General features: G+C 63.5%; 11 protein-coding genes. 5 read left to right on the forward strand and 6 right to left on the reverse strand.

Annotation, left to right across the window (positions count from 1 at the left end; all coding sequences use genetic code 11):
* Positions 1 to 6: 6 nt before the first annotated feature.
* The 4 genes from AC0CMF_RS03745 (at position 7) to mazG (ending at position 3,775) form a co-directional block, all read left to right on the forward strand.
* Positions 7 to 819 (forward strand): ABC transporter ATP-binding protein, encoded by an 813-nt coding sequence (locus tag AC0CMF_RS03745; protein ID WP_374628229.1) that lies wholly within the window; start codon positions 7 to 9, stop codon positions 817 to 819.
* The gene (locus AC0CMF_RS03750) at positions 809 to 1,711 is read left to right on the forward strand and encodes an ABC transporter permease (protein ID WP_374628459.1); all 903 of its coding nucleotides are present in this window, start codon (positions 809 to 811) and stop codon (positions 1,709 to 1,711) included. The genes AC0CMF_RS03745 and AC0CMF_RS03750 overlap by 11 nt, the downstream gene beginning before the upstream one ends.
* Complete coding sequence (locus tag AC0CMF_RS03755; RefSeq protein WP_374628230.1) at positions 1,708 to 2,850, forward strand: ABC transporter permease; 1,143 nt, start codon at positions 1,708 to 1,710, stop codon at positions 2,848 to 2,850. The genes AC0CMF_RS03750 and AC0CMF_RS03755 overlap by 4 nt, the downstream gene beginning before the upstream one ends.
* 85 nt (positions 2,851 to 2,935) lie before the next feature.
* A complete protein-coding gene (mazG, locus tag AC0CMF_RS03760; protein WP_374628231.1) occupies positions 2,936 to 3,775 on the forward strand; it encodes a nucleoside triphosphate pyrophosphohydrolase in 840 nt (279 codons plus the stop codon).
* A 322-nt stretch (positions 3,776 to 4,097) separates the two neighbouring features.
* On the opposite strand, the gene hflX is transcribed toward mazG, so the two are convergent.
* The 6 genes from hflX to AC0CMF_RS03790 form a co-directional block, all read right to left on the reverse strand.
* Positions 4,098 to 5,555, reverse strand: a complete 1,458-nt coding sequence (gene hflX / locus AC0CMF_RS03765; protein WP_374628232.1) for a GTPase HflX — start codon at positions 5,553 to 5,555, stop codon at positions 4,098 to 4,100.
* Positions 5,556 to 5,813 carry an RNA chaperone Hfq gene (hfq, locus tag AC0CMF_RS03770; RefSeq protein ID WP_019966324.1) on the reverse strand — a complete coding sequence of 86 codons (258 nt, stop codon included), beginning with the start codon at positions 5,811 to 5,813 and terminating at the stop codon, positions 5,556 to 5,558.
* Between the two features lie 175 nt (positions 5,814 to 5,988).
* Positions 5,989 to 6,855, reverse strand: a complete 867-nt coding sequence (locus AC0CMF_RS03775) for a D-amino-acid transaminase (RefSeq protein ID WP_374628233.1) — start codon at positions 6,853 to 6,855, stop codon at positions 5,989 to 5,991.
* A 93-nt stretch (positions 6,856 to 6,948) separates the two neighbouring features.
* Positions 6,949 to 8,325, reverse strand: a complete 1,377-nt coding sequence (gene trkA / locus AC0CMF_RS03780; RefSeq protein WP_050471531.1) for a Trk system potassium transporter TrkA — start codon at positions 8,323 to 8,325, stop codon at positions 6,949 to 6,951.
* Between the two features lie 42 nt (positions 8,326 to 8,367).
* A complete protein-coding gene (ntrX, locus tag AC0CMF_RS03785) occupies positions 8,368 to 9,735 on the reverse strand; it encodes a nitrogen assimilation response regulator NtrX (RefSeq protein WP_050471532.1) in 1,368 nt (455 codons plus the stop codon).
* On the reverse strand, positions 9,725 to 12,007 hold the full coding sequence (locus AC0CMF_RS03790) for a sensor histidine kinase NtrY-like (protein ID WP_094461720.1): 2,283 nt from the start codon (positions 12,005 to 12,007) through the stop codon (positions 9,725 to 9,727). Before AC0CMF_RS03790 ends, ntrX begins: the two co-directional genes overlap by 11 nt.
* A 247-nt stretch (positions 12,008 to 12,254) precedes the next feature.
* Between AC0CMF_RS03790 and AC0CMF_RS03795 the strand changes: the two genes are divergently transcribed.
* Complete coding sequence (locus AC0CMF_RS03795; protein WP_122520067.1) at positions 12,255 to 13,238, forward strand: HlyD family secretion protein; 984 nt, start codon at positions 12,255 to 12,257, stop codon at positions 13,236 to 13,238.
* Positions 13,239 to 13,245: the final 7 nt, after the last annotated feature.

Here is a 13,245-nt window from a genome sequence, read left to right on the forward strand (position 1 = left end):
ATGAACGTGACGAGTGCAGCAGTTGAGCGGCCAGCCGCCTCCCAGCCGGTGATTTCGGCGAAGGATCTGTGCCTGACCTTCGAGACGAATGACGGGCCGGTCCATGCCCTGTCGAACATCAATCTGGACATTGCCAAGGGCGACTTCGTCTCCTTCATCGGCCCATCGGGCTGCGGCAAGACCACGCTGCTGCGCGTCATCGCCGATCTGGAGCAGAAGACCTCCGGCGAGATCAGCGTCAACGGCACCACCCCGGAAAATGCCCGCCTCGACCGCTCCTACGGCTATGTGTTTCAGGCCGCCGCGCTCTATCCCTGGCGCACCATCGAGAAGAACATCGCCCTGCCGCTGGAAATCATGGGCCTTGCCAGGGCGGAGCAGCGCAGGCGCATTGCCGACGTGCTGGAGCTGGTGGAACTCGGCGGCTTTGCCCGCAAATACCCCTGGCAGCTCTCCGGCGGCATGCAGCAGCGCGCGTCCATTGCGCGCGCCCTTGCCGTTCAGCCCGATCTCCTGCTGATGGACGAGCCCTTCGGCGCGCTGGACGAAATCGTGCGCGATCACCTCAATGACCAGCTGCACCAGCTCTGGGCCAAGACGAACAAGACGGTCGTCTTCGTCACCCACTCCATTCCGGAAGCGGTCTATCTCTCCACCAAGATCGTCGTCCTGTGCCCGCGCCCGGGCCGTATCTATGACATCATCGAAAGCGATCTGCCGCGCAAGCGGACGCTGGACATGCGCGAGAGCCCGGAATTCCTGAGGATCGCCCACCGGGTGCGCGAAGGGCTGAAGGCGGGGCATGCCTATGATGACTGACAAGGGCAAAACCGCACGGCTTCTCTCGGGCTCCACCCTGCCCGTCCTCACGCTCCTGCTGGCGATCCTCGGCCTCTGGTATGTGGCAACGATCGCCCTCAATGCCCCGTTCCAGCGCGACATCTATGCCCGCGCCGGCCAGACGGATGTGCCTTTCACACAGCTGGTCGCCGACACCATGATGCAGGAACGGCCCGTCATGCCTTCGCCGCAGCAGGTGGCGGTGGAAATCTGGGACACGACGGTCAACAGGCGCATCACCTCCAACCGCAGCCTGTTCTACCACACCGGCATCACGCTCTCCTCGACGCTGACCGGCTTTGCCATGGGAACGCTGCTCGGCATTCTCCTGGCCGTCGGCATCGTGCACAGCCGCGTTCTGGACAAGTCGCTCATGCCCTGGGTGATCACGTCCCAGACCATTCCGATCCTGGCGATCGCGCCCATGATCATCGTCGTCCTCAATGCCGTGGGGATTTCGGGGCTTCTGCCCAAGGCCATGATCTCGACCTACCTGTCCTTCTTTCCTGTGACCGTAGGCATGGTGAAGGGGTTGCGCTCGCCGGAAATCATCCACATGGACCTGATGCACACCTATTCGGCGACGAAGCTTGAAACCTTCTGGAAGCTGCGCCTGCCCTATGCGGTGCCCTATCTCTTTACCTCGATGAAGGTCGGGATTGCCGCAAGCCTCGTTGGCGCCATTGTTGGCGAGCTGCCGACCGGGGCCGTTGCGGGTCTCGGGGCGCGGCTGCTGGCCGGGTCCTATTACGGCCAGACGGTGCAGATCTGGTCGGCGCTGATCATGGCCGCCGTTCTCGCCGGGCTTCTGGTTTCCCTCATCGGCCTTGCCGAAAAAATCACCCTCCGCCGCATGGGGATGAGCCGATGATCCAGTCCCGGCACAGCACCTCCTTCAGCAGCACGGCGTTCATTGCCGGTGCCAGTCTGCTTCTCACCGTCATTGGCCTCACCAGCCTCATCTTCACGCCGGATCTCGGCGTGGTCGAAATGCCGCGTGTTGCCATCGCAGTCAGCCTCATGGCCATCATGGGCGTGCGCATCATGCTCGGTTTCCAGCAGAACCGCATCGGCGACGTGGCCATCGGCATCGTCACCGCCATATCCGCCCTGCTGCTGATCGGCGTTGCGCATCATCACCGTGGGCAGGCCGCTCCCGGCTTCTGGGCGCTGGTGGTGGCCATCTGGCTGTCCGCCTGGCTTCTGGCAAGCCGCCTCTCCGCCTGGCGGGGGCTTGGCAAGACGGCGGCGCGAGTCGTCAATCTGGCCATTCCGCTCGTCTTTGGCCTGACACTGCTGGCCCTGTGGGAGCTGATCACCGTTGGCGCCGGGGTGCCGCAGGTGCTGCTGCCCGCTCCCTCCGCCATCGGCTTGCGCATTGCCGGATCCCTGCCCATCCTCTGGGCCGATTTCCAGCAGACGTTTTTGAAGGCGGTGATCTTCGGTTATGTGGCGGGCTGCGGCTCGGGTTTTCTCGTGGCCCTCATCGCCGACCGGGTGCCCTTCCTGAAGCGCGGCCTTTTGCCCATCGGCAATCTGGTCTCGGCCCTGCCGATCATCGGCGTCGCACCCATCATGGTCATGTGGTTCGGCTTTGACTGGCCGTCGAAGGCAGCGGTGGTCATCATCATGACCTTCTTCCCCATGCTGGTGAACACGGTGGCCGGCCTTGCCGCAGCCGATGCCATGCAGAAGGACCTGATGCGCACCTACGCGGCCAGCCACGGCCAGACTCTGGTGAAGCTGCGCCTGCCCATGGCGCTGCCCTTCATCTTCAACGCGCTGAAGATCAACTCCACCCTCGCCCTCATCGGCGCCATCGTGGCGGAGTTCTTCGGCACCCCCATCGTCGGCATGGGCTTCCGCATCTCGACGGAAGTGGGCCGGATGAACCTCGACATGGTCTGGGCGGAAATCGCCGTGGCGGCGCTGGCCGGCTCCCTGTTCTACGCCGCTGTTTCGGCGGTGGAACGCTGGGCCACCTTCTGGCACCCGTCCCAGAGAGGGTGAGCGAAAACAGGCCCCGCAGCTTCACGCGGGGCCTGCAAGCCGGTAAGGTCCGGGTCCCGACATTCCCTCCCTACCGGATTCTCCCATGAAACCTGGCCGCGATATCTCCGTTCTCATCGACATCATGGCGGCGCTGCGCACGCCGGTGACCGGTTGCCCCTGGGACCTGGAGCAGGACTTCGGAACCATCGCGCCCTACACGGTGGAAGAAGCCTATGAGGTGGCCGAAGCCATCAGCCGCAATGATCTGGATGATCTGCGCGAGGAACTGGGCGATCTGCTGCTGCAGGTGGTCTATCACGCCCGCATGGCCGAGGAAGACGGCGTCTTCAGCTTTCCCGATGTGGTCGAGGCGATCACGAAGAAGATGATCCGCCGTCATCCGCATGTCTTCGGCAGCGAGGAAGCCCGCTCCTCCGGCATGGCCAAGGGCATGTGGGACAGGATCAAGGCCGAGGAGAAGGCCGAGCGCAAGGCCCGCCGGGCAGCCATGGGCCTGCCGGACACAGAGCCCGGCTATCTCGACGCGGTGCCTTCCGCCTTCCCTGCCCTGATGGAAGCGGAGAAGATCCAGCGCCGCGCCGCGAAGGTGGGTTTCGACTGGGACACGCTCGCCCCGGTCTTTGCCAAGATCCGCGAGGAACTGGACGAACTGGAAGCGGAACTCACGGACCATACACCGCCAGCAGTCACCGGTTCCGTGCCCGATGCGGTGAAGGACGAGCTGGGCGACGTGCTCTTTGCCGTTGCCAATCTCGCCCGTCATCTCGAAGTGGAGCCGGAGGCAGCCCTGAAGCGGACCAACGCCAAGTTCCGCCGCCGCTTCGCCGCCATCGAAGCCGAAGCTGCCCGGCGCGGCACCACGCTGGAAGCGCTCACTCTGGACGAAATGGAAGAGATCTGGCAGGCCGCGAAGGGAAAGTAAGGCGGCTAATCACCCTAGCGTCGTCCCGGCCAAGCGCAGCGCGAGCCGGGAAGCACTCGTTCTCAGAGCGGTGAATGTCTTGCCGAAACAGTCAGGCAAACTGGCTTGAGAGCTCCTCAAGCGCTCTGCAAGCGAGTGGATCCCGGGTCCTCACTGCGTTCGGCCCGGGATGACCGCTGCTCGTGTGGTAATGCCAAATCCCGATAAGCTTGACTCATCGGGATTTGGTCAAGCCCGTGCGGCGCTTGAGCCTTTTCAAGGCGTGATGCGTCAGCATCTCAGAGCCTTGGTATAAAGGCACCGGCCATTTCCGGCAGCCTTCTCAATCCGCCCCGGAGATATAGGCGCCGTAGCGGCTGCGGAAGGGGCCCTTCTGCTTGTCGGAGATGCGCACCGTCAGCTCGATGACCTCTTCGCCGTCGGCCCGATCCAGCACCTCCCCCATCTGGTAGAGGCCCGCCAGCAGTTCGCCCTCCGTCACCGGGAGCGCCAGCTCGAAACGGTCGTCGCCCACGGCCATGAAGGCCTCAATGCGGGACAGCAGCGCAGGAATGCCGTCACCCGTCAGCGCCGAGAGCGCGATGGCACCGTCCGGACCGTTGGCTTCCAGCAGCTTCGCGCGGCGCTCGGGATCGAGGTTGTCGATCTTGTTCCACACTTCCACCACCGGTGCACCGGTCTGCGGATTGACGCCAAGGTCGGCCAGCGTGCGGCCCACATCCACCGACTGGGCGTCGCTGTCCTCGTGCGAGATGTCGCGCACATGCAGGATAAGATCGGCTTCCAGCACCTCTTCCAGCGTAGCGCGGAAAGCGGCGACCAGATGGGTCGGCAGTTCGGAGATGAAACCCACCGTGTCGGACAGGATCACCTCGCGTCCATGCGGCAGGCGGATGCGGCGGAGCGTCGGATCGAGCGTGGCAAACAGAAGGTCCTTGGCGAACACATCCGACTGCGTAAGCCGGTTGAACAGCGTCGACTTTCCGGCGTTGGTGTAGCCGACCAGCGCGATGACCGGCTGCGGGATCTTCTTGCGCTTCTTGCGGTGCAGGTCACGGGTGCGGCGCACCTGCTCCAGCTCCCGCTCCAGCCGCATGATCTTGTCCTGGATCTGGCGCCTGTCCGCTTCGATCTGGGTTTCACCGGGGCCGCCCATGAATCCGACACCGCCGCGCTGGCGCTCAAGGTGGGTCCAGGAGCGGACAAGGCGGCTCTTCTGCCAGGTCAGATGGGCAAGGTCCACCTGCAGGCGGCCTTCCTTGGTGCGGGCGCGGGCGCCGAAGATCTCCAGGATCAGACCGGTCCGGTCGATCACCTTGGTCTTCATCGCCTTTTCGAGATTCCGCTGCTGGATCGGCGTCAGCGCATGGTCGATCACGACCACGTCCACATCGCCCTCTTCCGCCGCACGCGCGATTTCCTCCACCTTGCCGGGGCCCAGCAGGGTTGCCGGGCGCGGCGTGTGGATGCGCGCGATGGAGGCGGAAACGATCTCAAGCTCAATGGCGGCACACAGGCCGACGGCCTCTTCCAGCCGCGCCTCGGGCGTGCGCGTCGGAGGCGGCGTGCCTTCAAAGCCTTTGGGAAGCCGTTCCGGCAGAACCGGCTCGATCACCAGCGCCCGGGAAGACGGTCCCTTGAAGACAAGTTCACCGCCGTGGGCGGCGGGCTCACCATGGCCACCGTCCCTGCCCCGGCTGTCTTCCCCGTCCAGCCAGTCCTGATCTTCAAATTCGTTGCCGGAGCTGCCCTCTCCGGCCTGTCTGTTCTTGCGAGCCAATCAGGCGCCTGCTTTTTCGGCGCCTTCTTCACCGCCTTCGAACAGCTGCACGGGGCCGTTCGGCATGATGGTCGAAATGGCATGCTTGTAGACAAGCTGGGAATGACCATCCCGGCGCAAAAGAACACAGAAATTATCAAACCACGTCACCACGCCCTGCAGCTTCACGCCGTTGATGAGGAAGATCGTCAGCGGAACTTTCTGCTTGCGAAGGTAGTTGAGGAAGGTGTCCTGCAGATTCTGTGCACGCTCAGCCATGAGTCTTCTTATCCTGTTTCTGTCGTCCGCGGCCGGGGCATCTGACATGTTCTTGTTGTGCGACCGGCAAGCGAGGCAAAAAACACAAACGTAAGCGCCTCTCCCGGATGAACCGGGCGCCGGTATTCAAGTTTACAACAAGTCCCGTCCGTTACCCCAGCACTATTTCATATCATCAATATATTTCATCAAGATGGGTTGCTGTGTGGAACTGCTTGCGCAGCTCCGTCGCAACACTTCCCGGATGGCCGTTGCCGATCGAAGCCCCATCGAGACTGACCACCGGCATGCAGATGGTGGAGGCGGCCGTCACGAAAGCCTCACGCGCGGTCTTGGCCTCTTCCAGCGTAAACGGACGCTCCTCAAAGCGCAGGCCCTCGCGCTCAACCAGATCCAGAACCACGCTGCGGGTGATGCCGCGCAGAATGCCGCTTTCGGCCGGGCGCGTCACCAGCACGCCGTCCTTGGTCACGATCCAGGCATTGGTCGAACCGCCTTCGGTCACAAAGCCGTCCTGATCCACATACCAGACTTCCTTGGCGCCCTGCTCGCGGGCGTATTGCTTGGCCAGCACGTTCGGCAGCAGGCCAACGGTCTTGATGTCCACGCGCGGCCAGCGGTTTTCCGGGTGGCTGACAACGGCAATGCCGGTTTCGGCCTGCTTGTCGGAGGCTGCCGGGTTCGCCGGCTTGGCCGTGATCACCAGCGTCGGCGCGATGGGCGTCAGCGGGAAGAAGTGATCGCGCCGGGCCACACCGCGCGTCACCTGCATGTAGACGATGCCGTTGCGCACTTTGTTGCGGCGGATGACTTCCTTCAGAACCAGCGTCAGCGGCTTATGTTCCATCGGCATGGGGATGCGCAGCTCGCTGCAGGAGCGCTCCAGACGCGCCAGATGGCGCGGACCATCGACCAGATTGCCCTGCCAGACCTCGCAGACCTCATAGACGCCATCGGCAAACTGATAGCCACGGTCTTCCACATGCACGGCGGCCGAAGAGTGCGGCAGGTACTGTCCATTCACATAGGCAATGCGGCTCATGAGAACTCCTTACGGCAAAGGCCGGAGCGTTGGGCGGGCAAGGCGGGAGGCGGGTACGGGAGGGTACCCTTTCGGCACATCCTGACCGGCGGATCAGAAGAATTCAAGGCTGACGCGGAACATCTGCTCCACCTGGCGCACCCGATTGGCCATGGCAAACATGACGATCCGGTCGCGCGCCTGGATCTGCACATCGCCATTAGGGGTCAGCACCTTGCCATTGCGGAACACCGCACCAATGCGGATACCGTCCTGCAGGTCAACTTCCCGCAAGGGGCGGCCCACCAGCGGCGAGGTTTCCAGCGCTTCGGCCTCGATGATCTCCGCCGCGCCATTGTGCAGCGACTGGACGCCGCGGATGCGGCCCCGGCGCACATGCTGGAGAATGCGGGAGATCGTCACGGCACGCGGATTGATGAAGGCATCGATCCCCAGCGCATTGGCAAAGGCCGGATAGCTCGGGTTGTTGAGCAGCGACAGGTTGCGCTTGCAGCCAAGCTTCTTGGCCATGACGCAGGAGAGGATGTTCACCTCGTCATCATTGGTCAGCGTGATCATGGTATCGGCGGTTTCAACATCCGCTTCTTCCAGGATCCCCTGATCCAGCGCGCTGCCGTGAAGAATCACGGTGCGCTTCAGCTCATTGGCAATGCCGACAGCCCGCTCGCGGGACGATTCGATGATCTTCACACGGGTGGATGTCTGGCGCTGCTCAAGGGCGCGGGCCACGTAAAGGCCAATGTTGCCGCCGCCGGCAATGACGACACGGGTGGCCTCCGGTTCCTCGTGACCGAAGATGCCGAGGGTGCGGCGCACCTGATCGCGGCGGGCCACCACATAGGCAAGGTCGCCCACCAGCATGCTGTCGGAGCTTTTGGGTGCAAACAGCTTGCCGCCCCGGTTGATGCCGACGACCACGGAGCCAAGATCGGGGAACAGATCGGTCAGCTGGCGCAGCGGCGTGTCGACAACCGGGCAGTCTTCCTCGCAATTGACGCCGATGACCACGACCTGATCATCGGCAAAGCGCATGGTCTCCACCGCGCCGGGCAGCGACAGGCGGCGCAGCACCATGTCCCCCACCTCGATCTCGGGCGAGATGATCACGTCGATGGGCAGGTTTTCGCGGGCGAAGAGATTGCGCCAGCGGCCCTGGAGATAGCTCTGGGCGCGCACGCGCGCGACCTTGGTCGGCACATTGAAGAGGGAATGGGCCACCTGGCAGGCGACCATGTTCACCTCGTCATAGAGCGTGACGGCGATGATCATGTCCGCTTCGTCGGCACCGGCCTGCGCCAGCACATCCGGATGGGCGCCGTTGCCGACGAAACCGCGCACGTCGAGCTGATCACCGATGGCAGCAATCAGCTTCGACGACGAATCGATCACCGACACATCGTTCTGTTCCGCAGCCAGACGTTCGGCGATGCCGTAACCGACCTGCCCTGCCCCGCAAATGACGACCTTCATCGGTCACATGTCCCCGTTTGAAGCGCTTTCACGGCGCTTGTCTCACGATAGACCTAACGACTTCAGCTTGCGATGCAAGGCCGAACGTTCCATGCCCACGAATTCTGCGGTGCGCGAGATGTTGCCGCCAAAGCGCTTGATCTGCGCCTGAAGATATTCACGCTCGAACACTTCGCGTGCATCGCGCAGCGGCATGGACATCAGATGCTCGCCGCCGCCATTGGCCGGAAGGCTGGGCACCATGGAGCCGACTTCCGAAGGCAGGAGATCCGCCGTGATCACGGCCTCGGGATCGGCCCGGGTGAGGATCATCAGCCGCTCCACATTGTTGCGCAGCTGGCGGATGTTGCCGGGCCAGTCGTGGGTCTGCAGAACGGCCATGGCGTCATCGCCGATGCGGCGCATGGGAAGGCCTGCGGAGGCGGAGATCTGCTCCATGAAGTGACGCACCAGGATCGGCACATCCTCGCGCCGCTCCGCCAGCCCCGGCACGCGCAGCGGCACCACGCCAAGGCGATGATAAAGATCCTCGCGGAAGGCGCCGCTGGCGATTTCCTCTTCGAGATTGCGGGCGGTCGAGGAGAGAATGCGCACGTCCACCTGCACGCGGGTGGAACCGCCAAGACGGGTGAAGGTCTGGTCCACCAGCACCCGCAGGATCTTGCCCTGCGTCTCGCGCGGCATGTCGGCCACTTCATCGAGATAGAGCGTGCCGCCATGCGCCTCTTCCAGCGCGCCAACCTTGCGCAGGTTGCCGCCTTCGTCCTCGATGCCGAAGAGCTCCTCTTCCATGCGGTCGGGGGTGATGGTCGCGGCGTTGATGGCGACGAATGGCCCCTTGGCGCGCGGCGACAGCTCATGCACCTGCCGCGCCGCCAGTTCCTTGCCTGCGCCCGATGGGCCGGAAATCAGAATGCGGCTGTTGGTGCCGGCGATCCGCTCGATGGTCTGGCGCAGCTGGTTGATGGCCGACGATTCGCCGATGAAGCGGGACGCATCGCCGCTGCGCTGTTTCAGGTCCCGGATCTCGCGCTTCAGCATGGAGGCTTCCAGCGCGCGCTCCGTGATCAGCAGCAGCCGGTCGGCCTTGAACGGCTTTTCGATATAGTCATAGGCGCCGCGCTTGATGGCGGAAACGGCGGTTTCCACATTGCCGTGGCCGGAAATGATGACGACCGGCAGATCCTTGTCCTGGGCCTTGATCTCGTCCAGCAGCGCCAGCCCGTCGAGGCGGCTGCCCTGAAGCCAGATGTCCAGCACCACGAGGGATGGCCGCCGCTCCTTGATGGCGGCAAGCGCCGTGTCACTGTCGCTGGCCGTGCGCGTGCCATAACCCTCGTCATCAAGGATGCCGGCGATCATCTCACGGATATCGGTCTCGTCATCGACGATCAGGATGTCATAGGCCATGGCTCGTCACTTGTTCTCTGGTCTCTGATTGGGATCCGGACTGCGCTCTTCCGGCCTGCGCCGTGCTGTCTTCTGCGGCGGGCGGTCCAATGATGAGGCGCACCATGGCGCCGGTTTCGTCCGGGGCGAGGTCCGGCGCGTCCAGCAGCTCGATGCTGCCATTGTGGTCTTCCATGATCTTGCGCACGATGGCGAGGCCAAGGCCGGTGCCCTTTTCGCGCGTCGTCATGTAGGGCTCCAGCAGCTTCTGCCGTTCCTGCTTCGGCAGGCCGATGCCATTATCGATAATATCGATCAAAGCCTTGCCGTTTTCATGGCTCAGCCGGATGCGGATGCGGCCCTTGGGCAAATTGTCTCCGCTGCGGCCGGAAATCGCCTCGGCCGCATTCTTGATCACGTTGGTGAGTGCCTGACCGATCAGGCGGCTGTCGAAGCAGGCTTCGATGCTCTCTTCCGGCAATTCGGTCTTCACCTCGATTTCCGGATTGCCGACACTCTGCATGAAAGCAGCTTCGCGCACCGTGTTGCGCAGGTCCGCCATGGACTTGGCGGGCTTGCGCATGCGGGCAAAGGAGGAGAACTCGTCCACCATCTGACCGATATCGCCAACCTGCCGGATGATCGTGTCGATGCACTGGTCAAAGACCGAACGGTCGTCTTCCACCTTCTTGCCATAACGGCGGCGGATGCGCTCGGCTGACAGCTGGATCGGGGTCAGCGGGTTCTTGATCTCATGGGCGATGCGCCTTGCCACATCCGCCCAGGCCGAATTGCGCTGCGCGGATACAAGGTCGGTGATGTCATCCAGCGTCACCACATAACCATGCTCGCGCCGGGTGGAGAGTTCGGTGGTGATGCGCGCATTCACGGTCCGCTCGCGCCCGCCGATCCGCAGGGAAATCTGCGTTTGCTTGATACGGTCGCTTTCCTTCGCCAGGGCTTCGCGGACGAAGGCCTCCAGCTCCGGAATGACATCGGCCAGCGGACGGTCGAGGATTTCGCTCTCCTCCACCCTCAGCAGATCCCGCGCCGAACGGTTGACGAGCGTGATGGCCCCGTCATCATCGATGCCGATCACACCGGTGGTGACGCCGGAGAGAACGGCCTCGGTGAAGCGTCGGCGGCGGTCGATCTGCTCGTTGGCCGCCAGCAGTGCATCGCGCTGGCCGCGCAACTGGCCGGTCATGTTGTTGAAGGTGGTGCCGAGATTGGCGAGATCGCCCTCCGACTTCTCGGTCATCACTTCCACATAGAGATTGCCCTTGGAAACCTGATCCGCCGCCGAAATCAGACGCCGGATGGGCGACACCAGCCGGTTGGCGAAGCCGAAGCCGATCCAGATGGCGGACAGCAGCAGCACCAGCGCCACGCCCAGATAGACGAGCGCGAAGGCGATCTGCACGCCAAAGCGGCTGCGCTCCAGCTGGCTGTATTCACTCGCCCCCTCTTCGGCGAGGCGCTGGTAATCCAGCACACGCTGATCCACCGTCCGGGCGACATAAAGATACATGCCGTCATAGGCATCCAGTTTGACGATGCCGCCGACCAGATTGGACCGGCCCGGCGCGATCAGCACCGCCTCGCCCTGATCCGCCTTGGCATAGACGTCGTTCGGCGGCAGCAGGATGTTGACATCGGGCACCAGGATGACGCGGGTGACGACCGTGCCATCTGCTTTCAGCAGGAACGCCGCCACGATGCCGCGCAGCTGCGCCTGACCGGCGAAGAAGGCATCAAAGCGCGTGGGCTCGAATTCATAGACGGCCTTGGCCTGATCCACATCCTGCGACATGGCGATCAGATCGCCGCGCAGCACGCGGGCATGTTCCTGCAGATAGGCCTGCGCCACAGTCAGGGCATTGTCGATGATCTGGCGGGTGCGCTGCTCGAACCAGCGGTCAAGGCCCTGATCCAGCGTAATTGCCGCAACGATCGCCATCAGGATGGCGGGAACGGCGGCAATCAGAGAGAACATGGCGACAATGCGCACATGAAGCCGCGCGGCCGCCCTGCCCCTTCGCCGCGCCTGCATCAGCTTGAAGATTTCCCGGCCGATCATGCCGACCAGAGCGGCGCCAAGCCCGCCATTGACCATCATCGCGACCCAGACGACTTCCGGCGTCGGCGCAATCGGGGTGAGCCCCGTCAGGACGGCAAAGGTGACAGAAATCGCCAGGAGAGCAGCCAGCATGACGGCCAGCCCGGCTCGGCGGCCAGCGCGGCCGCGCGACCCCTGGTCCAAATCCGCGGGCGGGTCACGTTCCAGTATCATCAGTCCTCAAGGCAAGGCGGAGGGAAGAATCAGAAATGCAACGCCGGCACAAATGCGCGGCTTTGTTACCACACACTGTTGCCTAAATGCGACAAGAATGCGGCCAGCCCTCTTCCAGGTCCGCGTCACTACGGACTTCTTCGCCGTTGCATATGCATAGGGGGCATGCCCATAAATCAGCTGGACGGACGTGAAGCTGCAATAATACGCTGAACAGTGATCTGCTTTCATAGGGGCTGAAGCAAAGATGACGAAGAAAATCCTTTTGATCGTTGCAACGGTTGTTGCCGTCATTGCAGGGGCTGTCTTTGCCTGGTTTGCAACGCGCCCCACACTTCCGCCGGAAATCGCTACGGCGAATGGCCGCATCGAAGCCGAAACCGTTCAGATCGCTGCCAAGACCGGCGGGCGGGTGCTGGAAGTGACTGTCCGGGAAGGTGATCTGGTACAAGCCGGCACGGTTCTCGCCCGGATTGACACGGATGAGCTGGATGCCCGCAAGGCTGGCGCCGTGGCCCAGGTCAGCGCCGCCGAGGATGCGGCCAATACGGCAGAGGCGCTGATCGCACAGCGTGAAAGCGAACTGAAGCTGGCGGATCAGTCCCTTCAGCGCGCGATAACCCTGCGGGAAAACGGCCATGTCTCGCAGCAGGAGCTGGATCAGCGCCAGACCGCCCGCGAAACCGCCGAAGCCGCACTCAGAGCAGCCCGGGCACAGCTCGCCAATGCCCGCAACACCGTCACGGCGGCGCAGGCCGAGGTGGCCCGGATCGAATCCCTGATCCGCGACAGCGTCCTGACCGCGCCGATCACCGGCCGCGTGCAGTACCGGCTGGCGGAGCCCGGCGAAGTGGTGGCAGCCGGCGGCCGTGTGCTGACGCTGCTCAATCTCACCGACGTCTACATGACCGTCTATCTGCCGACCGCCAGCGTCGGCCGCGTCTTCATCAAGGCCGAGGCGCGGATCGTGCTGGATGCGGCTCCCGATCTTGTGATTCCGGCCAGTGTCTCCTTTGTCGCCGCCGATGCCCAGTTCACCCCGCGCGAGGTGGAGACCCGCTCCGAGCGGGACAAGCTGATGTTCCGCGTCAAGCTGCGCATCGATCCGGCCCTGCTCACCGAATATCTAGAGATGGTCCGCACCGGTTTGCCCGGCGAGGCCTATGTGATGATGGCGCCGCCCGTGGCATGGCCGGATTCCCTGGCGGTGCGTCTGCCGGCACCCCGGTGAGGCGGTC

This window comes from Pannonibacter sp. CBAS1226, assembly GCF_055685825.1.

Coding starts and splice junctions, on each gene's coding strand:
- ntrX (WP_050471532.1), bottom strand. CDS start 9,735: ATGGCCTATGACATCCTGATCGTCGATGACGAGACCGATATCCGTGAG.
- mazG (WP_374628231.1), top strand. CDS start 2,936: ATGAAACCTGGCCGCGATATCTCCGTTCTCATCGACATCATGGCGGCG.
- AC0CMF_RS03775 (WP_374628233.1), bottom strand. CDS start 6,855: ATGAGCCGCATTGCCTATGTGAATGGACAGTACCTGCCGCACTCTTCG.
- AC0CMF_RS03790 (WP_094461720.1), bottom strand. CDS start 12,007: ATGATACTGGAACGTGACCCGCCCGCGGATTTGGACCAGGGGTCGCGC.
- hfq (WP_019966324.1), bottom strand. CDS start 5,813: ATGGCTGAGCGTGCACAGAATCTGCAGGACACCTTCCTCAACTACCTT.
- AC0CMF_RS03750 (WP_374628459.1), top strand. CDS start 809: ATGATGACTGACAAGGGCAAAACCGCACGGCTTCTCTCGGGCTCCACC.
- trkA (WP_050471531.1), bottom strand. CDS start 8,325: ATGAAGGTCGTCATTTGCGGGGCAGGGCAGGTCGGTTACGGCATCGCC.
- AC0CMF_RS03795 (WP_122520067.1), top strand. CDS start 12,255: ATGACGAAGAAAATCCTTTTGATCGTTGCAACGGTTGTTGCCGTCATT.
- AC0CMF_RS03755 (WP_374628230.1), top strand. CDS start 1,708: ATGATCCAGTCCCGGCACAGCACCTCCTTCAGCAGCACGGCGTTCATT.